We start from the raw sequence: 19,857 nt of genomic DNA, 5'->3' as shown, positions 1-19,857 counted from the left end.
CCGCCGCCTCCCGTCCCCGGGTCCGGCGCCGCGTCAGAGCGCGCAGATCTCGAAGGCGTAGTCCGCATCCCCCGGCATCGTGAGGTCGCGATCGCGAAGCACGAGGGATGCGGGCACGGCGGGATCGGCGCAGAGCTCGTCGAACGGCCGGTCGATCGCGTCGGTGTACTCGATCGCGACCACGGCGTCGCCGTAGACATCGGTGTAGGCCGTGCACTCGTCGTAGTACGCGCACTCCTCCACCACCGCGAAGTCGAAGCCGGCCTCGGCGCGCAGGCGCTCGGCATCCTCCGCCGCGTTCTTCTGGCCCGCCGCGAGCCCCGCGCGATGCGCCCGTTCCACCAGCAGCGTCGCGAGGGCGAGGTTGTCGTCGGCGCTGAGGAGACCGTCCGAACGGGTGTACGTGTCGAGGTTGTCGAACTCCACCGCCGCGTAACCTGCCGCAGCACAGCCGTCGATCCACTCGCCGACGCGCGCCGCGATGCCCTCGCGAGCGTCATCCGAACGGGTGTCGAGGAGCGCTTCGTCCGGCCAGTCCGGGTCCATCAGGTCGGCACCGTTCTGGCGCAGGACGAGGTCGTCGGGCCATTCGTCGCGCTCGCTCGGCTGCGTCTGGAACGCGTTGAGATAGCAGATCGAGTACACCCCGGGCGCGGGTGCGGCCGTGCGGTCGCGGGCGACGATCCCCACCCGCGGATCCGGTGGATACGCGCCGCCGAGCTGATAGTCGACGGGCGTTCCCGCGGGCAGCCGCCCCATCACTGAGCCGGAATCTGAGACCGAGGCCGGCCCGCTCGCGCACGCGACCACGCCGGCCAATGCGACAGCGAGCACGCCGGCGGCGAGCACCCGCGCCGGCGCCAACGCGGCGCGGGTGCGCGTCATGAGGCGAGCAGGGCCCCCACCCGCGCGACGAGCTCGCGCGGCGAGAAGGGCTTCGTCATGAAGTCGTCGGCGCCGGCGGAAAGCGCGCGGGCGATGTCCTCGTCCTGCGCCCTGGCGGTGAGCATCATGATGCGGGTGTCGGCGAACGAGGCGTCACCACGGAGCTCGGCGCACACCTCCAGGCCGGTGCGGTGCGGCATCATCCAGTCGAGGATCACGAGGGAGGGATGCGCGTCGCGCGCGGCGACGAGGCCCTGCTCGCCGTCCGGTGCAACGGCGACCTCGTGCCCCGACGCTGCCAGGCGGTGCTGGATCAGCTGCGCCACATCGGCGTCGTCTTCGACGACCAGAATGCTCGCCACGGCCGCCACCTCCTTGCAACCCCTGCCTCGTGTACGGGGCGGGCGCCGCCGAGAGGGTACGTTCACAGTATGAAGGCTGCGGCCCCGTTCGCGACACTCGGCGCCCCGTCGAGGTCCGAATGGATCCCCCCGTGGTGGAGTTGGCCGATCGCCGCGATCACAGTCGCCGCCCTGGGCCTCACCGGGACGATCTTCACCCCTCCCGGAGGCAGCGCCGCCGCATGGTGGCCGGCCGCGGGCGCGTCAGCCCTGCTCGCGCTCCTCAATCCGCCGCGTCGCCGCGGCGGGGTCGTGCTCCTCGTCCTGGCCGCGACGGTGATCCCCAACCTCATCCACGGGCGTTCGCTCGCGGTCGCGGTGGGCTACGCGTTGGGCAACGCGGCAGAGATCGCCGCGCTGTTGGCCGTGCTGGCGATCTGGGGATACCGCAGCTCCAACCCCTTCGTCCTGCGCCGTACGCGCGAGGCGCTCGTGCTCGTGGTGGCCAGCCTCACAGGCGCCATCGTGGCCGCCGTGATCGCCGCCGCGACGGCCGCAGTGCTGGGCGGCGGCGACTTCTCCGCGACGGCGCTGAGCGTCTTCCCCTCTCACGCAGCGGCCGTGCTTCTGATCGCCCCGTTCGCCTGCATCCCGCCCTCTTCCGGACCGGTGACCCTGCCGCGCTGGGAGGCGGTGCTGCAGCCCGCGCTGCTGCTCGGCGTGCTCGCGTTCGTCGCCTTCCCGCGCGTGGAGATCCCCCTCACCTTCCTGCCGTTCATGATCATCGCCTGGGGATGCCTGCGCCTGCCGTTCGTCGCGGCCCTCATCGAAGTGCTGGTCGCCGGCGTCGCGATTCTCCTGGTCACCCTGGCGGGGCGGGGGCCCTTCGCCCTCGGACTCACCCCGACCGAGCGCGCGGTCACCGTCGAGATCTTCCTCATCGCGCTGGCGACCGTGTCGCTGCTGCTGCTGACGGCGCGCGCCGAACAACGGGAGGCGGCACGGGTGGCAGCGCGCACCACGCACCTGCTCTCGGGCGGCCTGGTCGAGACCGAGGTGGGCCTCGCCGTCGCGCGCCGCGACGGGGAGAGCACACAGCTGCTGTGGGCGAATCCCGCCGCCCGCTCGATGATCGCGGCGGAACTCGACGGCGACGGCTGGAAGGGTCCCCTCGAGCACGTCGCCCGCCACGCGAGCCGCGACGACGTCGAGCGCGTGCACGTCGACGGAGACACCTCGCTGCGCCTCGTGGCCAACCCGATCGAGAAAGATCCAGGACTGTTCGCCGTGCAGCTGCTCGACGTATCGAACACCGTACGCATGATCCAGGCGCGGGCGGATGCGGAGCGTGAGCGCGCCGCGGCCACCGAACTGCGGGCCGATCTCAGTCGGCAGCGCGACGACTTCGTCTCGACCACGAGTCATGAGCTCCGGACGCCCTTGACCAATGTGCTGGGCTACGCGGAGCTTCTCGAGGAGTCGCCCGCGCTGACGCCGCTCGAACGCGACTGGGTCGCCCGCATCCGACGGAACGGTTTGCGCCTGTCGGACCTCGTGGAAGACCTGCTGATGGTCGGCGGTGCCCACGCGACGCCCGTGAGCCCCGGCGAGCGGCGCACGGTCTCCACCCGTTCCGTGGTGGCGGCGATCGTCGCCACGCACGGTGCCGCGGCCGACGAGAAGCGGCTGCGCCTCGAGATCGACATCGACGCCGGAACCAACGTGCACGGCGTTCCTGCCGACATCCATCGCTCCCTGGCGGCGCTCCTGTCGAACGCGATCCTGTTCACGCCTGCCGACGGCGACGTCCTCGTGCGCGTGCGCGACGACGGCGAGACCACCGAGTTCTCGATCAGCGACAGCGGGCCGGGCATGAGCGACAGTGACCGGGAGCGGGCGTTCGACCGGTTCTTCCGCGCTTCGGAGGCGGAGCAGTCCGGTACACCCGGCGTCGGCCTCGGCCTGTCGATCGCGCAGCGACTCGCGCGGCGCAACGGCGGGACACTGGAGCTCCTCTCCCCTGCGTCCGGCGGTCTGCGTGCGGTGCTGCGGCTGCCGGCGGCGCCGCAACCCGCCTGAGCCTCGCGCCCCCGCATCCATGCCCTGCGCGCGGGTCAGGCGACGGGCACCGCCGACGCGCGCACCCGGCTGGCTCGCTGACCGCATCCACTGCGTGTCTCACAAATGCACGCGAACCCACGCCCCAACGTGCACAACTGAGACACGCAGGCTTGTACACGCCGCCACCACCACTGCGTGTCTCACAAATGCACGCAAACCCACTCCCCAACGTGCACAACTGAGACACGCGGGGGAGGGCCACGCGCGGGGGCACACCACACGCGCGGCGGGTCAGGCGGCGGGCAACGGCACGCGCGCCTCGAGCACGACGTCGCGGCCCCGCTGGAACAGATGCGCCCCGCCCAGGTTGGCGATTCCTCGACCCGCGGTGAGCGGCAACGCCGAGCCGAGCCGTCCCGGCGACGACACCTCCACGCGCAACTCCGGGGCCGCATCCGGGTCGCCGTGGGTCACCTCCAGCGTCGCGCGCTTCGCACCCGAGTGCTTGACCGCATTGAGGAAGCCCTCGCTCGCGATGTCGACGACCCGGCGCGTCACGTCCTCCCGCCCCAACGCGATCCGTGCGTCGGCATCGATGTCGCTCGAGATCTCGAGTACGTGCGACCACGTCTCGATCATCTGGGCGAGGGCATCCGACGGCGCGACCGGCGCCGGCACGGCGGATGTCGGTGCCGTGCCCTCGATCTCCGCGAGGGCCAGCGCGATCGTCGCCGCGAAGGCGTCAAGTTCGTCGGTGGTCGCCGCGCGCTCATCGACCGTCGCCGCGAACAGCACGCACCGCCCCTGCACCCGCCCGTGCAGCTGCTCGGCCGCGCTGCGCAGCTCGAGGCGCGCGCGTGTCGTGCGCGTGGCCACGGCATCCGTCTGCGCGGCCAGAGCACGCGACAGGCGACGCGTCTGCACGATGGAGCTGTGGATGGCGTCGGAGGAGACGCCGACGATGGCCGCGAGCAGGGGGAAGGCGAGGATCGGAACGAGCGCCGTCGGCAGGGTGTGGGGCGCCAGCAAGATCGCGACGGCGGAGAAGAGCACCCCGGCCGCGAACCAGGCGAACAGGATGGCGCCGCCGCGCGCCGTGGCCGACCGGCGGCGCGAGGAGCGACGGGCGACCCCGTTCGCAACGAATCCGCAGACGAACACCAGCACGACGGCGATGAGGGCGAGCCCCGTCGACACGGTCGTCAGGGTGTACGGAAGGCTGCCGACCACGTAAGCGACGCTGACCACGACAGGGCTCGGCGGACGCAGCCGGGCCAGAAGCGGGCGCCGGGGAGCCGTGGGCACCTCCACAGGACCGGTCCCCGCAGCGATCTCGGACAACGGCAGCGACGCCTCGTCCTCGAGATCGTGGCTGACCGCGCGGACCGACTGCGAGAACGCGCTGACGTCGTCGAAGCCGGGGCTCTTCGCCACCAGCTCGGCGAGCTCGGTGCGCAGCGTCGCGATCTGCTCGTGCAGCAGGATGCGGGTACGGCGCGCGTAGGCGTCGGCGCGACGGTCGGCCTCGTTCAGATCCGACAGCGCGACCCGCAGACGCGCGCTCGCGTTGCGGGTCGCGTCGTAGGCCACCGTCGCCGTCGCGACGATGGAGAGCACGATGAGCCAGATGATCACGTTCGTCGTGATGCGCTCGGCCCACGACCCCGTGCTCGGCTCGCGCAGGAGCAGCAGACCTGCGGCGTCGTTGAGCAGCGGACGTGCGGCGCCGACGGCCACGACCGCGGCGAGCACGAGAAGAGCGCGCCAGCGACGGCGTCGTATCCGTCGCTCGGCCCACGCCACGGGCAGCACGAGCACGACCAGCACGGCCCACACGAGAGCCGACACGCCGATGGCGGGCAGATACTCCACCGTCGAGTTCACGGACCGGTAGGCGCCGAGCACGGTCACCGCGATCAGGAGGGAGACGGCGGCGCTCCATCCGCTGAAGAAGCGCCCGCTGGCCAGGGTCCCCCACCAGATCCGTGCCACGCGCCGCGCACCGCCCACGGCGCCGCCTCCGCGCATCTCGGCGTACGCGCGGGCAGGCGTCATCGCCGGTTCCGTCCGGTCACGGCGTCGCTCGACGCATTCGACGACACGGAATTCGCGCGCACCATCGATCTCATAGATCCCCTCAGGCCGTCGGGTCGACCTGCTTTGCGCGACTACTGTACCCAGCGCGACGCCGGATGGGGCGTCATGCAGCGTATTGCGTGCGCGCCGTCAGGGGATGTGCGCGCTCAGATCGCGGCGAGCGCCGCATCCAGATCGGCGAGAAGGTCCGCCGTGTCCTCGATGCCCACCGAGAGCCGCACGACCTCCACGGGCACCGCGAGCTCGGTCCCGCGCACCGACGCGTGGGTCATCGCGTCGGGATAGTTCACGAGGGACTCGACGCCCCCGAGCGACTCGGCGAGGGTGAACAGGCGCGTCGACTCGGCGAAGCGGCGGGCCGCGGCCTGGTCGGCGAGCGCCAGCGACACGATGCCGCCGAACCCGCTCATCTGCCCGCCCGCGATGTCGTGGCCGGGATGCGTCGAGAGCCCCGGGTAGTAGACGGCGGCCACACGCTCGTGATCGGCGAGGAACCGCGCGACGGCCTCGCCGTTCTCGCTGTGGCGCTGCATCCGCACCCCGAGGGTCTTGATCCCGCGCGTGGTCAGCCAGGCATCGAACGGGCTCGAGACCGCGCCGACGGCGAACTGCAGGAAACGCGCCGCCTCGGCGAGCTCGGCATCGTTGGTCACGAGGGCGCCGCCGACGACGTCGGAGTGACCGCCGAGGTACTTGGTCGTGGAATGGACGACGACATCCGCGCCGAGGGCGAGCGGCTGCTGCAGGGCGGGCGTCGCGAACGTGTTGTCGACCACGACGAGCGCGCCCGCGGCGTGCCCGAGGCGTGCGAGCCCCGAGATGTCGCTGACCTTCAGCAGGGGGTTGGAGGGCGTTTCGACCCAGAGGATGCGGGCCGGCCGCTCCTCGAGGGCGGCGGCGACCGCATCCAGATCGCTCATGTCGACCACGCGCAGCGTGACGCCCCACGGGCCGAGCACCCGGGCGAGCAGCCGGTAGGTGCCGCCGTAGACGTCGCTGCCGAGGAGGACCTCGTCGCCCGGCTTCAGCACGGCGCGCAGCAGCGCGTCCTCGGCGGCGAGCCCTGACGAGAACGACAGCGCGTGCTCGCCGTGCTCGATGGCGGCAAGCTGCGTCTCCAGGGCGGTGCGGGTGGGGTTGCCGCTGCGGCCGTACTCGTAGCCGCCGCGAAGACCGCCGATGCCGTCCTGCGCGAACGTGGTGCTCATGTGGATCGGCGGGATGACCGCACCGGTGGTGGGGTCGAAGTCCTGCCCGGCGTGGACCGCGAGACTGGCGAAGGCGCGGGCTGCGGGGTTGGTCATCGTTGTGCTCCTTCGTCGGTGCCGGCTTCGGCGAGCCGGCTCGTGGTCTGTTCGACGGCGAATCCGTGGTCGGTCATCCAGGTGTCGTCGAAGATCTTGCTGAGGTAGCCGCGGCCGTGATCGGGCAGCACCACGACGACCACGGCGTCGGCGGGCAGCTCGCGCGCGGCCCGGAGGGCGGCGACCACCGCCATCCCCCCCGATCCGCCCACGAGCAGGCCCTCCTCGCGAGCGAGGCGGCGCGTCATCGCGAAGGCCTCGGCGTCGTCCACGCGCTCGTACCGGTCGACGACGGCGGGGTCGAAGGTGGTCGGCCAGAAGTCCTCGCCGACGCCCTCGACGAGATATCCGTGCAGCGGGCCGCCGGAGTAGATCGACCCCTCGGGGTCGGCACCGATCACCGTGACGCGCCCTTCGGAGGCCTGTTTGAGAAAGCGGCCCGTGCCACTGATCGTGCCGCCCGTGCCGATGCCGGCGACGAAGTGCGTGACAGCGCCGTCGGTGTCGGCCCAGATCTCCGGCCCCGTGGTCTCGAAGTGGCCGCGCGGGCCGTTCTGGTTGGCGAACTGGTTCGGCTTGAACGCCCCGGGGATCTCACGCGCCAGCCGATCGGACACGCTGTAGTAGGAGTCCGGATGCTCGGGCGGAACCGAGGTGGGAGTCATCACGACCTCGGCGCCGTACGCTCGCAGCACCGCGACCTTCTCGCCGGCGAACTTGTCGGGCACGACGAAGATCATGCGATAGCCGCGCTCGAGGGCCACCAGCGCCAGGCCCACGCCGGTGTTGCCGCTCGTGGGCTCGACGATCGTGCCGCCCGGCTGCAGCAGGCCGTCGCGCTCCGCGGCGTCGATGATGTTCTTCGCGATGCGGTCCTTGGCGGAGCCGCCGGGGTTGAAGTACTCGACCTTGGCGAGCACCGTGGCATCAATGCCGTCGGTGACGCGGTTGAGCTTGACGAGCGGGGTGTTGCCGACGAGCGCGGCGACGCTGGATGCGTAACGCATGGAGGTGTCCCTGGGTGCGGCGGGGCCCGGATGCGGGCGCCTGGGTTGTCGGAGGTTATCGGTGAGGGTGCGCGAGAGGGCGCACGGGATCACTCAGCGACAACAACGACAGGTAAGCACGCTGCGACCCTACCAGACGTCCGCGTCGGTCCTTTGTCCTCCCCGGCCGCATCGGCCAGCGTGCGCGGGGTGGCCCGGCCGCATCCGCCGGCGTGCGTGACGGGATGTGACGACGCGCGACGAGGTGTGACGGCTCGGATCGGACGCCGTCGACCCGGTGTGTCGCAATGGGGCATCGCGATCCACGGGTCGCCCGACACAGCACACCGAGCCCCGCGCACCTATGGCGCAACGGGCCAGAGCAAGGAGATATCCCATGTCCGAGAAGCCGTCAGAATCCCCCGACCTCCGAACCGCCCTCGACGCATCGCGTAAGCGTCGGCGCACCGTCTGGCTGAGCGTCGCAGCCGTCGCCGTCGTCGCCGTGATCGTCGGCGTGGTCGCCATCGTGGCAAACCTCACCCGCTCCGAGGAGCCAGCGGCCGCCGCATCCGAGGAGCGACTCTCGCTGCGCATCGCGGTCAGTGAGGACTCCGACTTCCAGAGCGCGATCGCCGACATCGCGGCGGAGAAGGGACTCGACGTGACCTGGGTCAACGTCGACGACTGGGTGCTGCCGAACACCGAGCTCGCCGCCGGAACGGTCGACGGCAACGCGTTCCAGCACATCCTGTACCTCTCCAACTTCAACGCCCAGAACAACGAAGACCTCACACCGGTCTTCTCGACGCTCATCACGCAGTGGGGCATCTTCTCGGCGACCCTCGGCGACACCGATGAGATCCCGGACGGCGGTCGCATCGCGATCCCCGACGACCCCTCCAACGGCGGCCGCGCACTAGGCATCCTGGCCTCGGCGGGGCTCATTGCGCTGAGCAAGGATGCGGGCGACTTCCCCTCTGTGGACGACGTGACCGCCAACCCGAAGAACCTCCAGTTCGTGCCGATCGCGGCGACGACCATTCCGCAGCAGTTCGACGACCCCAGCCTGTCCGCCGTCGTCGTCGGTCTGTCCTACTTCGACCCGTCGCAGGGCATCACGGCGGACAAAGCCCTGTACCTCGACGACTCGCTGGATGAGAAGAACCTCCCGTACATCAACGTGGTCGCCAGCCGCTCCGACAACGCGGACGACCCCGCCTGGAAGATCCTCGAGGAGGCGTACGCCGACCCACGGGCGGCCGCCGCTCTCGAGAAGGAGGACAAGGGCGCGACCGTGCTCGTGCAGATTCCGGTCGACACCTTGCGCGCCAAGCTCGCCGACCTCGAGAAGTCCGCAGCCGCCAACGGCTGATCCGCCGCCGGCCCGCTCGACGACCGACATCAGCCTCGGTCGTCGAGCGGGCCGGTGCGAGAAGCACTCCCCCGCACCCACTCCCTGGAGGAGCATGAGTACCGCCGTCCGCTTCGAGCACGTCTCGAAGACCTTCGCCACGACCCGCGGGCGCACCCTCACCGCGCTCGACGACGTGAACCTCGCCATCGATGCCGGCGACATCTACGGGATCGTCGGGTACTCCGGCGCCGGCAAGTCCACGCTCCTTCGCACCGTCAACGCACTCGAGCGTCCGACAAGCGGACGGGTCTTCGTGGGCGACCGGGAGATCACGGCACTCGATGCGGCGGCGCTGCGTCGCGCCCGCCAACGGATCGGCATGATCTTCCAGCAGTTCAACCTGCTGCGCTCACGCACGGTCTACAAGAACATCGCGTACCCGCTGCGGCTCGCGGGCGTCTCCGAGAGCGACACGATCGACCGGGTGGCCGAGCTGCTCGACTTCGTGGGGCTGTCCGACAAGGCACTCCAGTACCCCTCGCAGCTCTCCGGCGGGCAGAAGCAGCGCGTGGGCATCGCTCGCGCACTCGCGAACCGCCCCGACGTGCTCATCAGCGACGAGGCCACGAGCGCGCTCGATCCACAGACCACGGGCGAGGTGTTGGATCTGCTGCGCCGCGTGCATGCGGAGTACGGCATCACGATCCTCGTCGTCACCCACGAGATGGAGGTGATCCGCGACGTCTGCAATCGCGTCGCGGTCATGCAGGAGGGCCACGTCGTCGAGCAGGGCAGCGTGTACGACGTGTTCGCGCACCCGCAGCATCCCACCTCACGGCGCTTCGTGGCCTCCGTGCTCCACCATCTGCCCTCGACGGAGACCGTCCGCCGCATCCGCACAGTGCACACCGGGCGCCTCGTACAGCTGCACATCGAGAACCGCGAGTCGAACGATCCCTTCCTCTCCCGCATCTCCCGCGCACACGACGTGGACGTGAACGTCGTCTACGGCGGCGTCGACGAGTTGCAGGCGCGTCTGTTCGGAAGTCTCACGGTCGAGCTGCTCGGCACCGACGAGAACGTGGATCGCGCGCTCGCAGATCTTCGGGATGCGGCGCTGGTCACCGAACTGGAAGGAGCACGCTGATGGATGCGGCCTACCTCGACGCCCTGCTCCCGCGCATCGGCCGAGCGCTGTTCGAAACGCTGCTGATGGTGACGATCTCCTTCACCCTCGCCACGATCCTCGGACTCGGCCTGGGCCTGCTCCTGTACGCGACCAGGCCGGGTAACCTGCTTGCCAACCGGGTCGTCTTCGGCGGTCTGAACCTCGTCATCAACATCGTGCGGCCGGTGCCGTTCATCATCCTGGCGGTGTCGATCATCCCGCTCACCAGGTTGCTGATCGGCACGAGCATCGGGCCGCTCGCGGCGACCGTGCCGATCACGATCGTGGCGTCCATGGCCATCGCCCGCATCGTCGAGTCGAACCTCGTCGCGGTCGATCCGGGGGCCATAGAAGCGGCGGTGGCGATGGGGGCGAGCCCTGTGCGCGTGCTGTTCACCGTCGTGCTCCCCGAATCCATGGGACCGCTGACGCTGGGACTGACCTACATCGTCGTCGCTCTCGTCGACACCACGGCCGTCGCCGGTGCGATCGGCGGCGGCGGGCTCGGCGACCTCGCGCTCAAGTACGGCTACCAACGCTTCGACTGGTTCGTGGTGCTCGTGATCGTCGTCGTCCTGATCGTCCTCGTCCAGGCCGCCCAGCTGCTCGGCAACTGGGTCTCGCGAAAGGTGATGCACTGATGACCGACACATGGAACGACCTGCTCGCGAGATGGCGCGTGGGTGCGGCGGAGCGGGAGCGCGAGCGAATCCTTCCGTTCGCGGCCGTCGACGAGCTGCGCACGCAGCGCTTCGGTGCGCTGCGACTGCCGCGCACCGCCGGCGGCGCCGACACCTCGCTCGCCGAGGTACTGGGGCGCATCGTGGAGCTCGCCGAGGTGGACTCGAACCTCGCCCACATCTGGCGCGGCCACATCGCCTTCGTCGAGCAGCTGCGCTGGGGCGGCTGGGACACCGACGCCGCTGCACGCTGGCTTCCGCGCCTCGCGGCCGGCGAGGTGATGGGCAACGCGTTCAGCGAGCGCGCCGAGACGGCGGAGCTGACGACCCGCCTGGTCGACACGGGGCACGACGGCCTGCGCGTGACGGGGACCAAGCACTACACGACCGGTTCGCTCTACGCCGATTGGGTGCACGTCGCCGCGATCGATGCGTCCGGCGAGCGGGTCGCGCTGGCCGTGCGCTCGGATGCTGCAGGCGTGCGCATCATCGACGACTGGGACGGCTTCGGTCAGCCGCTGACCGCATCCGGCACGACGATCCTCGACGCCGTCGCGGTGGATCCCGCTGACGTCTTCCGCGTGACGCCGGAGGATGAGGATCGCCACCGCTATCTCCGCGGCGTGTACCAGTTGAGCCTGCTGGCGGTCGTCGCCGGAATCGCGCAGCGAGCGGTCGCCGACACCGTCGCGTTCGTCCGTCCGCGTCGCCGCACGTTCGGCCATGCCGGCGAGACGCGTCCGATCGACGACCCGCTCGTGCATCTCGTGGTCGGCGAGATCAGCGCGGCCGCATCCGCTGCCCGGCGCGTCGTGCTCGGCGTCGCCGCCGACCTGGAGGCAGCCGCATCCCGTCGCGACGCGGAGCTGCTGGCCGAGGCCGAGCTGGACGTCTATCGCGCGCAGCACACGGTCACCGAGAGCGTACTGGCTGCGACCAGCCGCCTGTTCGAGGTGGGCGGCGCGAGCGCCACCTCGCGGGAACTGGGTCTGGATCGGCACTGGCGCAACGTTCGCACCATCGCCTCGCACAACCCTGTGCTACAGCGTGTGGCGGCCGTGGGACGCTTCGAGCTGGACGGGACGCGTCCGAGCTGGGCCGCCCCGGGCGCCGGGACGCGTGCCGCCGCATCCGTTCCCGCCTCCTGAGCCCCTCCCGACCGTAAGAGAGATCCATGCCCGAGCCGAAGAAGCTCATCCTCAACCTGTTCGAGATGAACACGGTGAGCCACATCACCCACGGGCTCTGGCGCCTGCCCGGCAACAACCGCCACCGCCACGGCGAGATCGCGTACTGGCAGGAGCTCGCCCAGCTCGCCGAGGACGGCGGCTTCGACGCCGTGTTCCTCGCAGACGTCGTGGGCGCCTACGACGTGTTCCGCGGCGGGCCCGAGACGGCGGTGCGCGAGGGGCTGCAGATCCCCTCCCACGACCCGCTGCTGGTCGTGCCGCTCATGGCCGCCGTGACCCGCCGCCTGGGGTTCGGTGTCACCTTCTCCACCAGCTACGAACCGCCGTTCGCCTTCGCCCGACGGATGTCGACGCTCGACGCGCTGACGCGGGGGCGGGTGGGGTGGAACATCGTCACCTCCTACCTGCCCAACGCCGCGCGCAACTTCGGCCTGGACGAGCAGATCCCGCACGATGAGCGGTATCGGATCGCCGATGAGTTCCTCTCGGTCGTCTACGCCCTGTGGGAGCGCTCATGGGACGAGGACGCCGTGCTGTTCGACGCGGACGGCGGCCTCGTATCGGACCCGACGAGGGTGCACTACATCGACCACGTCGGCGAGAACTTCCGTGTCGCCGGTCCGCACCTGGTCGAGCCGACACCGCAGCGCACCCCCGTGCTGTTCCAGGCCACGGGCTCTCCCGCCGGGATCGCCCTCGCGGGCCGCCACGCCGAGGTGGTCTTCACCGGCGGCAAGAGCGCGGCGGACTTCCGACGCAACAGGGCTCGGATGCGGGACGCCGCCATCGTCGCGGGCCGCTCCGCCGACGACCTCCGCTTCCTCGTGCAGGCGGGCATCGTGGTGGGGCGGACCGAGGCGGAGGCGGCGCGCAAGTGGGACACCTACCGCCAGTTCACGAGCCTCGACGGCATCCTCGCGCACGCCAGCGTGCCCTTGGACCTTACGGCGTTCGACGGGTCCTTGACCGTCGCGGAGGCGGCAGCGCTGGCGGGTGTGGGCGTCGACAGCCTCGGCCTCCCGCCGGAACGGACGGTCGCGGAGACTCTCGACGGGTTCCGGCGCAGCCGCGAGGACCGGTACTTCGTGGTGGGCACCCCCGGAGTCGTGGCCGACGAGATCGAACGGTGGCTCGACGAGGACGGCATCGACGGGATCAACCTGCGCCAGTACCACTCCTTCGACACGCTCCGCGATGTCGCCGAGCTCGTCGTACCCGAGCTACGCCGGCGCGGGCGGCTCCGCGAGGACGACCAGGCCACCACCCTGCGCGATCGCCTGTTCGGCACCGGCGATCGCCTCCCCGCAACGCACCCCGCCCGCCGCTGACCCGCATCCCGCCGCATCCGTGCTCGCGCGCATCCCGTCGCATCCGTGCTCGCGCGCAGCCCGTCGCATCCGTGCTCGCGCGCGGCTCGTCGCATGCGTGCTCGCTTATGGCCCGCCGCATCCGTGCTCGCTTATGGCCCGCCGCATCCGTGCTCGCGCGCATCCCGTCGTCCGGCCGCCCCGGCCTGCGTGTCCCAACCGTTCACGCGAAAGCGCCCACCCGCGTGCACAAGTGAGACACGCATCCGTCTGCCCGACCAACGCAGACCTCCGTGTCTCAACCGTTCACGGGATAGCGCCCGCCCGCATGCACACCTGAGACATGCGTTCATCCGCCCGACCAACGCAGACCTCCGTGTCTCAACCGTTCACGCAGAAGCCCTCTCAAGCGTGCACAACTGAGACACGCATCCGTCTGCCCGACCGACGCAGACTTCCGTGTCTCAACCGTTCACGCAGAAGCCCCCTCAAGCGTGCACAACTGAGACACGCATCCGCCTGCCCGACCGACGCAGACTTCCGTGTCTCAACCGTTCACGCAGAAGCCCCCTCAAGCGTGCACAACTGAGACACGCATCCATCTGCCCGACCGACGCAGACTTCCGTGTCTCAACCGTTCACGCAGAAGCCCCCTCAAGCGTGCACAACTGAGACACGCATCCATCTGCCCGACCGACGCAGACTTCCGTGTCTCAACCGTTCACGCAGAAGCCCCCTCAAGCGTGCACAACTGAGACACGCATCCATCTGCCCGACCGACGCAGACTTCCGTGTCTCAAACCTTCACGGGAAAGGGCCCGTTCGCGTGCACAAGTGAGACACACATCGATCCGCCCGACCGACGCAGACTTCCGTGTCTCAAACCTTCACGGGAAAGGGCCCGTTCGCGTGCACAACTGAGACATGCGTTCACCCGCCCGACCGACGCAGACTTCCGTGTCTCAAACCTTCACGGGAAAGGGCCCGTTCGCGTGCACAACTGAGACATGCGTTCACCCGCCCGACCAACGCAGACCTCCGTGTCTCAACCGTTCACGCAGAAGCCCCCTCAAGCGTGCACAAGTGAGACACGCATCGATCCGCCCGACCGACGCAGACTTCCGTGTCTCAACGCTTCACGGGAAAGCGCCCGTCCGCGTGCACAACTGAGACACGCACACGGCGGGGCACACACGGCGGAACACCCACACGGCGGAACACGCACGCGGAGGGGCGCACACACGGCGGCGCGCACACACGGCGGGGCACACGCGCGGTGGGGCACAGGCTCGAGGCCGCCCGAGGGCGGGCTCAGCGGGCGAAGACCTCACCCCAGGGCGTGGGGCCGACGGCGATCGGACGCCCCGAGGTGCGCGACCAGCGGCTCCAGCCACCGGGGAACACCCGCGCATCGATGCCCGCCGCGGCGAGCGCGAGCGCGCTGTGGGCCGAGGCGATGCCCGAGCTGCACGTCAAGACGAGCTCGGCGGATGCGTCAACACCCGCATCGGCGAGCGTCCGCAGCACCTCGGCGGCAGGTCGCAGCCGCCCGTCGGCCTGCATGTGGGCGAGGGTCGGCACGTTGATCGCGCCCGGGATGTGACCGGCGGCGGGATCGGCGGTGGGAGCGAGACCCCGGTAGTGCTGCGGTGCACGCGCGTCGATCAGCGCGCCGTGCTGCGGAGCGCGCGCGGCGGCCTCGATCGAGGCGACCCCGGGATCGGCGTCGGCGAGCCGGACGTTCCCCGGCTCCGGACGCACATCGCCGCCCTCCAGCAGCCCGCCGGATCCGATCCAGGCGCGCAATCCGCCGTCCAGCACGCGTACATCGACGCCTCGGCGGCGCAGCAGCCACCAGGCACGCGCCGCAGCAACGCCGTCGTTGTCGTCATACGCCACGACGAGATCCCCCGCCTCCACTCCCCACGCCCGCGCGGAACGCTCCAGGTCGGCGAGCGTCGGCAGCGGATGCCGGCCCTCCTCCGGATGTCCGGGACGCGCGAGCTCGCGCTCGAGGTCGACGTAGACGGCCCCGGGCAGGTGCCCGGCGAGGTAAGCCGGGCGCCCCTCGGGCAGGTCGAGCCGCCAGCGCACGTCGAGCAGCCGCACGGGGCGCCGAGCGGCGGCGAGGGCGTCGCGCAGGTCGTGGGGGTCGATGACGGGTGGGGACGTCATACCGCGAGCCTGCACGCCCGGCATCCGGCGTTCACGACCCGCCGCAACAGCACGTCACCCGACGTCACACCCCGTCACAGATCGTCGCCATCGTCGCCACGGGATTGAATTGCGCACAACTCAATTGCGTGCAATGCTTTTGCCATGACGGAGACGACCGGACCGGCACTGGATCGGATGCTGTGCTTCTCGCTGTACTCGGCGAGCAGGGCGACGACCCAGGTGTACCGCCGTCTGCTCGAGCCGTGGCAGCTCACGTACCCGCAGTACCTCGTGCTCGTCGAACTCTGGGACCGCGGGCCGCGCACCGTCAGCCAGCTCGGCGAGAGCCTCGGCCTGGACTCGGGCACGCTGTCGCCGCTTCTCAAGCGCCTCGAGAAGGCGGGACTCGTCAGCCGCACCCGCGACGACGGTGACGGGCGCGTCGTGACGGTCGCAACGACCGAGCGCGGCACGGCCCTGCGTGCGGAGATGTCCGACCTGCCCTCCCAGATGTGGAACTGCTACGGACTCGAGCCGGATGCCGCCCGCGCACTGCTGACGGCGCTCCACTCGCTCACGGACACGCTGCACGCCGACGCCGACTGACCCCGAAGACCCCCCGAAGAATCAACGAAAGGTATCCCCCATGGACATCCTCTACACCGCAGAAGCCCTCGCCACCGGAGACGGCCGCAACGGCCACGTCGCCACGAGCGACGGGCTGCTCGACGCCGACGTGCGTGTTCCGAAGGAGATGGGCGGAGCGGGCGGCGCACTGAACCCCGAGCTGCTGTTCGCCGCCGGCTACTCGGCCTGCTTCCACAGCGCTCTGCTGTCGGTCGCCCGGATGCAGAAGGTCGCGATCCACGACACGAGCGTCGGCGCGCGCGTCGGCATCGGCTCCAACGGCCAGGGCGGCTTCCAGCTGGCCGTCGAGCTCGAGGTCGTCATCCCCGACCTCCCCGCCGACCAGGCGCAGGCTCTCGCCGACGCCGCCCACCAGGTCTGCCCCTACTCCAACGCCACCCGCGGCAACATCGAGGTCACGGTCCGCGTCGTCGAGGACTGACGCCCCCTCAGACCTGGAGGCGGTATCCCATTCCGGTCTCGGTGAGCAGATGCACCGGACTGGCGGGGTCCGCCTCCAGCTTCTTGCGCAGCTGCGACATGTAGAGGCGCAGATACCCCGAGTCGTTGACGTTCTCGCTCGCCCAGATCTCCTTCAGCAGGCTCTGGCGCGTCACGAGGGCGCCCGGATGCCGCGCGAGGAACTCCAGCATCCGCCACTCCGTGGGGGTCAGGTGCACCCGGGCACCCGCGCGGGTGACGGTCTTCGTCGCCAGATCCAGCTCGACGTCGCCGAAGCGCACGACAGGATCGTCGACGGATGCGGCGGCTCGCCGCCCGAGCGCCCGCAGGCGTGCCAGCAGCTCGTCGATCTGGAACGGCTTGGTCACGTAGTCGTCGGCACCCGCATCCAGGGCGTCCACCTTGTCTGCGGAGCCGGTGCGGCCGGAAACGACGATGATGGGCGCCTGGGTCCACCCGCGCAGCGCCTCGATCACCTGCACCCCGTCGAGGTGCGGCATCCCGAGATCGAGCAGCACGATGTCGGGATGCGACTGCGCCGCCAGCGTGATCGCCGCCGCGCCGTCTGCGGCTGCCACCACGTCGTAGCCGTGCGCGGCGAGGGTGATCCGCAGGGCTCGCACGAGCTGCGGATCGTCGTCCGCGACCAGGATCTTCACGAGCCCATCCTCCCCTCGAGTGCCGTATCCGCGGGCCACAGCGGCAGCGAGACGACCATGGTGAGCCCGCCGCCGGGGGTGTCCTCCGCGGTGAGCGTGCCGCCCATGCCCTCCGTGAAGCCGCGAGACAGCGCGAGACCGAGCCCGAGTCCGACCGTGTTGTCGGTGTCGCCGAGGCGCTGGAAGGGCGCGAACATGTCGTCTCGCCGATCGGCCGGCACCCCGACTCCGCGGTCGACGATGCGGATCTCGGCCCGTGCGCCGAGACTGCTGGTCGCCACGCGCACCCGCGCGTCGGGCGGCGAGTGGCGCGCCGCATTGGCGAGCACGTTGACGATCACGCGCTGCAGCAGCACGGGATCGGCGGCGAGCGCGGGCAGCGCCGGGTCGAGCGCGAGCTCGACCCGGCCGGGACCGAGCCCCAGCTCGTCGAGGGCGGCGAGGACGGAGCCGGCGGCATCCACCGGCGCGAGCGCGACGGCGAGCACGCCGGCCTCGACACGACTCACGTCCAGCAGGTCGGTCACGAGCGCCGACAGGGTCGCAAGGCTCTCCTCGGCGGTCTCGAGCAGCTCGCGCCGATCCGCGGGGCTCATGTGGGCCCCCGCCGCGCGTAGGCCTCCGATGGCGGCGACCGCGGCAGCGAGCGGGCGGCGCAGGTCGTGACTCACGGCGGACAGCAGAGCGGTGCGCACCTGGTCGGTGGCGGCGAGCGCGTCGACCTCTCGTGCCGCCGCCGACAGGTCGGTGTGCTCGAGGGCGGCGGCGAGCTGCGCGACGATCACGTCGAGCAGGCGCCGGGCCGACGCATCCGGGTCGGGTCCGTGCAGTTCGAGCACTGCCTCACCGACGGGGAGTGTCGTGAAGTCACCGCCGCGCACCGGCTCGCCGTCGGTGGCGATCACCTCTCCGTCGGCGGCGACGAGGCGGACCCCCGCGAGACCGAACGCCTCGCGGGTGCGGGTGATGAGGGCGGGCACGGCGCTCTCGCCGCGCAGCACGGACCCGGCCACAGTGGCCAGCAGCTCCGACTCCGCGGCGGCGCGTTCCGCACGGCGAGTGCGGCGAGCGGCCTGGTCGACGATGTAGCTCACCAAGATGGCGATCACGACGTAGAGCCCGAGGGCGAGCGCGTGCAACGGATGCGCGATCGACACCGTGAAGGTCGGTGCGACGAAGAGGAAGTCCAGCGTCAACCCCGACAGGACCGCGGCGAACAGCGCCGGCCAGATGCCGCCCACGAGCGCGACCACCACCACGAGCAGCTGGAACGCGAGCACGTCCGAGGTGATCGACTCATCGCTGCGGAACGTGAACAGCAGCGCCGACAGCAGCGGGCCGACCGTCAGGGCGATCACGAAGCCGAGGATGCGGCGCTTCACACTCAGCGCCCCGCGCTGCACCGAGGGCAGCCGCATCCGTCCACCGGCGGCGGCGTGGCTCACGATGTGCACATCGATGTCGCCCGAGAGCCGGATGACGGTGGCGCCGATGCCGGGGCCGGTGACCGCGGCCGTCCACCGGGAGCGGCGGCTGACACCGATGACCAGCTGGCTCGCGTTGACCGAGCGCGCGAAGTCGACGAGGGCGCGCGGGACGTCGTCGCCGACGAGCTGGTGGTACGTGCCGCCGAGAGATTCGACCAGCGCGCGCTGCTGCGCGAGCGCGCCCGGCGTCGCACGGCGCAGCCCCTCGGCGCTGGACACGTGCACCGCCAGCAGTTCGCCACCGGCCGAGCGCGCCGCGATCCGCGCGCCGCGACGCAGCAGCGTCTCGCCCTCCGGACCGCCCGTGAGCGCGACGACCACTCGCTCGCGCGTCTGCCAGGTGCCGCGGATGCCGTTCGCGCTGCGGTAGTCGTTGAGGGCGCTGTCGACCTCGTCGGCGAGCCACAGCAGCGCGAGCTCGCGCAGCGCCGTGAGGTTGCCGAGCCGGAAGTAGTTGGACAGCGCCGCATCCACGCGTTCGGCGGGATAGACGAGTCCGGCCGACAGGCGGTCCCGCAGCGACTGCGGCGCGAGGTCCACCACCTCGACCTGGTCGGCACCGCGCACCACCGTGTCGGGCACGGTCTCGCGTTGCGCCACGCCGGTGATCTGCTCCACGACGTCGCCGAGCGAGGCGATGTGCTGCACGTTCACCGTGGTGATCACGTCGATGCCCGCCGCGAGCACCTCCTCGACGTCCTGCCAACGCTTCTCGTTGCGCGAGCCCGGGGCGTTCGTATGGGCGAGCTCGTCGATGAGGGCGACGTCGGGATGCCGCTCGATGACCGCATCCACGTCCATCTCGTCGAGCTCGACACCGCGGTGGGCCCACCGTCGACGCGGGATCTGCGCGAGCGCCTCGGCCTGCTGGGCCGTGGCTGCCCGACCGTGGGTCTCGACGACGGCGATGACGACGTCGTGGCCCTCCTGGGTGAGCCTCGCGCCCTCGCGCAGCATCTGAAACGTCTTGCCGACGCCCGGCGCCGCGCCCAGCAGCACGCGCAGCTTCCCGCGCTTCATGCCCTCACCTTAATCTCCGCCACGAATCTCCCCCACGCCGCCTGTTCCCCTGTCACAGATCGATCCGCG

Annotated in this window: 16 protein-coding genes; 8 read left to right on the top strand and 8 right to left on the bottom strand. The window is 70.8% G+C overall.

Going from position 1 to position 19,857, the window contains the following annotated elements:
- Positions 1-33: 33 nt before the first annotated feature.
- Both AC1VNH_RS13755 and AC1VNH_RS13750 read right to left on the bottom strand, forming a co-directional pair.
- The gene (locus tag AC1VNH_RS13755) at positions 34-885 is read right to left on the bottom strand and encodes an endo alpha-1,4 polygalactosaminidase (protein ID WP_483111997.1); all 852 of its coding nucleotides are present in this window, start codon (positions 883-885) and stop codon (positions 34-36) included.
- Positions 882-1,247, bottom strand: coding sequence for a response regulator transcription factor (locus tag AC1VNH_RS13750; protein ID WP_243226737.1), 366 nt, complete (start codon positions 1,245-1,247; stop codon positions 882-884). Before AC1VNH_RS13750 ends, AC1VNH_RS13755 begins: the two co-directional genes overlap by 4 nt.
- Positions 1,248-1,316: 69 nt before the next feature.
- On the opposite strand from AC1VNH_RS13750, the gene AC1VNH_RS13745 reads away from it, so the two are divergent.
- On the top strand, positions 1,317-3,305 hold the full coding sequence (locus tag AC1VNH_RS13745) for a sensor histidine kinase (RefSeq protein ID WP_483111994.1): 1,989 nt from the start codon (positions 1,317-1,319) through the stop codon (positions 3,303-3,305).
- A 273-nt stretch (positions 3,306-3,578) separates the two neighbouring features.
- On the opposite strand, the gene AC1VNH_RS13740 is transcribed toward AC1VNH_RS13745, so the two are convergent.
- From AC1VNH_RS13740 to AC1VNH_RS13730, 3 genes are all read right to left on the bottom strand, one after another.
- The gene (locus tag AC1VNH_RS13740) at positions 3,579-5,342 is read right to left on the bottom strand and encodes a sensor histidine kinase (RefSeq protein ID WP_483111992.1); all 1,764 of its coding nucleotides are present in this window, start codon (positions 5,340-5,342) and stop codon (positions 3,579-3,581) included.
- A 188-nt stretch (positions 5,343-5,530) separates the two neighbouring features.
- The gene (locus tag AC1VNH_RS13735) at positions 5,531-6,688 is read right to left on the bottom strand and encodes a cystathionine gamma-synthase (protein WP_483111990.1); all 1,158 of its coding nucleotides are present in this window, start codon (positions 6,686-6,688) and stop codon (positions 5,531-5,533) included.
- Positions 6,685-7,695 (bottom strand): pyridoxal-phosphate dependent enzyme, encoded by a 1,011-nt coding sequence (locus AC1VNH_RS13730; RefSeq protein ID WP_483111988.1) that lies wholly within the window; start codon positions 7,693-7,695, stop codon positions 6,685-6,687. Before AC1VNH_RS13730 ends, AC1VNH_RS13735 begins: the two co-directional genes overlap by 4 nt.
- Before the next feature lie 376 nt (positions 7,696-8,071).
- On the opposite strand from AC1VNH_RS13730, the gene AC1VNH_RS13725 reads away from it, so the two are divergent.
- The 5 genes from AC1VNH_RS13725 (at position 8,072) to AC1VNH_RS13705 (ending at position 13,397) form a co-directional block, all read left to right on the top strand.
- The gene (locus AC1VNH_RS13725; RefSeq protein ID WP_483111986.1) at positions 8,072-9,049 is read left to right on the top strand and encodes a MetQ/NlpA family ABC transporter substrate-binding protein; all 978 of its coding nucleotides are present in this window, start codon (positions 8,072-8,074) and stop codon (positions 9,047-9,049) included.
- 94 nt (positions 9,050-9,143) lie between these two features.
- A complete protein-coding gene (locus AC1VNH_RS13720; protein WP_483111984.1) occupies positions 9,144-10,178 on the top strand; it encodes a methionine ABC transporter ATP-binding protein in 1,035 nt (344 codons plus the stop codon).
- Entirely contained in the window at positions 10,178-10,840 is a 663-nt protein-coding gene (locus tag AC1VNH_RS13715; protein ID WP_243226730.1) for a methionine ABC transporter permease, read from the top strand. The genes AC1VNH_RS13720 and AC1VNH_RS13715 overlap by 1 nt, the downstream gene beginning before the upstream one ends.
- Complete coding sequence (locus AC1VNH_RS13710) at positions 10,840-12,027, top strand: acyl-CoA dehydrogenase family protein (RefSeq protein WP_483111982.1); 1,188 nt, start codon at positions 10,840-10,842, stop codon at positions 12,025-12,027. Before AC1VNH_RS13715 ends, AC1VNH_RS13710 begins: the two co-directional genes overlap by 1 nt.
- Before the next feature lie 26 nt (positions 12,028-12,053).
- Positions 12,054-13,397 (top strand): NtaA/DmoA family FMN-dependent monooxygenase, encoded by a 1,344-nt coding sequence (locus AC1VNH_RS13705; protein ID WP_483111980.1) that lies wholly within the window; start codon positions 12,054-12,056, stop codon positions 13,395-13,397.
- A gap of 1,290 nt (positions 13,398-14,687) precedes the next feature.
- Here the strand turns inward: AC1VNH_RS13705 and AC1VNH_RS13700 are convergent.
- Positions 14,688-15,551 carry a sulfurtransferase gene (locus AC1VNH_RS13700; protein WP_483111978.1) on the bottom strand — a complete coding sequence of 288 codons (864 nt, stop codon included), beginning with the start codon at positions 15,549-15,551 and terminating at the stop codon, positions 14,688-14,690.
- Between the two features lie 144 nt (positions 15,552-15,695).
- On the opposite strand from AC1VNH_RS13700, the gene AC1VNH_RS13695 reads away from it, so the two are divergent.
- Together AC1VNH_RS13695 and AC1VNH_RS13690 are read left to right on the top strand one after the other, a co-directional pair.
- Entirely contained in the window at positions 15,696-16,139 is a 444-nt protein-coding gene (locus AC1VNH_RS13695) for a MarR family winged helix-turn-helix transcriptional regulator (protein ID WP_483111976.1), read from the top strand.
- 40 nt (positions 16,140-16,179) lie between these two features.
- Positions 16,180-16,602, top strand: a complete 423-nt coding sequence (locus AC1VNH_RS13690) for an organic hydroperoxide resistance protein (protein ID WP_274287282.1) — start codon at positions 16,180-16,182, stop codon at positions 16,600-16,602.
- A gap of 7 nt (positions 16,603-16,609) precedes the next feature.
- Here AC1VNH_RS13690 and AC1VNH_RS13685 read toward each other — a convergent pair whose 3' ends face one another.
- Together AC1VNH_RS13685 and AC1VNH_RS13680 are read right to left on the bottom strand one after the other, a co-directional pair.
- A complete protein-coding gene (locus AC1VNH_RS13685) occupies positions 16,610-17,281 on the bottom strand; it encodes a response regulator (protein WP_483111974.1) in 672 nt (223 codons plus the stop codon).
- Positions 17,278-19,788, bottom strand: a complete 2,511-nt coding sequence (locus AC1VNH_RS13680) for a DUF4118 domain-containing protein (protein ID WP_483111972.1) — start codon at positions 19,786-19,788, stop codon at positions 17,278-17,280. The genes AC1VNH_RS13685 and AC1VNH_RS13680 overlap by 4 nt, the downstream gene beginning before the upstream one ends.
- Positions 19,789-19,857: the final 69 nt, after the last annotated feature.

It is taken from the genome of Microbacterium sp. KU4F (genome assembly GCF_056868075.1).
The sequence above is the reverse complement of the archived record's forward strand: the minus strand, read 5'-3'. Positions and strand labels throughout refer to the sequence as shown.

Bases quoted from the DNA above. Each gene is read 5' to 3' on its own strand.
- AC1VNH_RS13755 (WP_483111997.1), bottom strand. From the start codon at position 885: ATGACGCGCACCCGCGCCGCGTTGGCGCCGGCGCGGGTGCTCGCCGCC.
- AC1VNH_RS13745 (WP_483111994.1), top strand. From the start codon at position 1,317: ATGAAGGCTGCGGCCCCGTTCGCGACACTCGGCGCCCCGTCGAGGTCC.
- AC1VNH_RS13740 (WP_483111992.1), bottom strand. From the start codon at position 5,342: ATGACGCCTGCCCGCGCGTACGCCGAGATGCGCGGAGGCGGCGCCGTG.
- AC1VNH_RS13735 (WP_483111990.1), bottom strand. From the start codon at position 6,688: ATGACCAACCCCGCAGCCCGCGCCTTCGCCAGTCTCGCGGTCCACGCC.
- AC1VNH_RS13730 (WP_483111988.1), bottom strand. From the start codon at position 7,695: ATGCGTTACGCATCCAGCGTCGCCGCGCTCGTCGGCAACACCCCGCTC.
- AC1VNH_RS13725 (WP_483111986.1), top strand. From the start codon at position 8,072: ATGTCCGAGAAGCCGTCAGAATCCCCCGACCTCCGAACCGCCCTCGAC.
- AC1VNH_RS13720 (WP_483111984.1), top strand. From the start codon at position 9,144: ATGAGTACCGCCGTCCGCTTCGAGCACGTCTCGAAGACCTTCGCCACG.
- AC1VNH_RS13715 (WP_243226730.1), top strand. From the start codon at position 10,178: ATGGATGCGGCCTACCTCGACGCCCTGCTCCCGCGCATCGGCCGAGCG.
- AC1VNH_RS13710 (WP_483111982.1), top strand. From the start codon at position 10,840: ATGACCGACACATGGAACGACCTGCTCGCGAGATGGCGCGTGGGTGCG.
- AC1VNH_RS13705 (WP_483111980.1), top strand. From the start codon at position 12,054: ATGCCCGAGCCGAAGAAGCTCATCCTCAACCTGTTCGAGATGAACACG.
- AC1VNH_RS13700 (WP_483111978.1), bottom strand. From the start codon at position 15,551: ATGACGTCCCCACCCGTCATCGACCCCCACGACCTGCGCGACGCCCTC.
- AC1VNH_RS13695 (WP_483111976.1), top strand. From the start codon at position 15,696: ATGACGGAGACGACCGGACCGGCACTGGATCGGATGCTGTGCTTCTCG.
- AC1VNH_RS13690 (WP_274287282.1), top strand. From the start codon at position 16,180: ATGGACATCCTCTACACCGCAGAAGCCCTCGCCACCGGAGACGGCCGC.
- AC1VNH_RS13680 (WP_483111972.1), bottom strand. From the start codon at position 19,788: ATGAAGCGCGGGAAGCTGCGCGTGCTGCTGGGCGCGGCGCCGGGCGTC.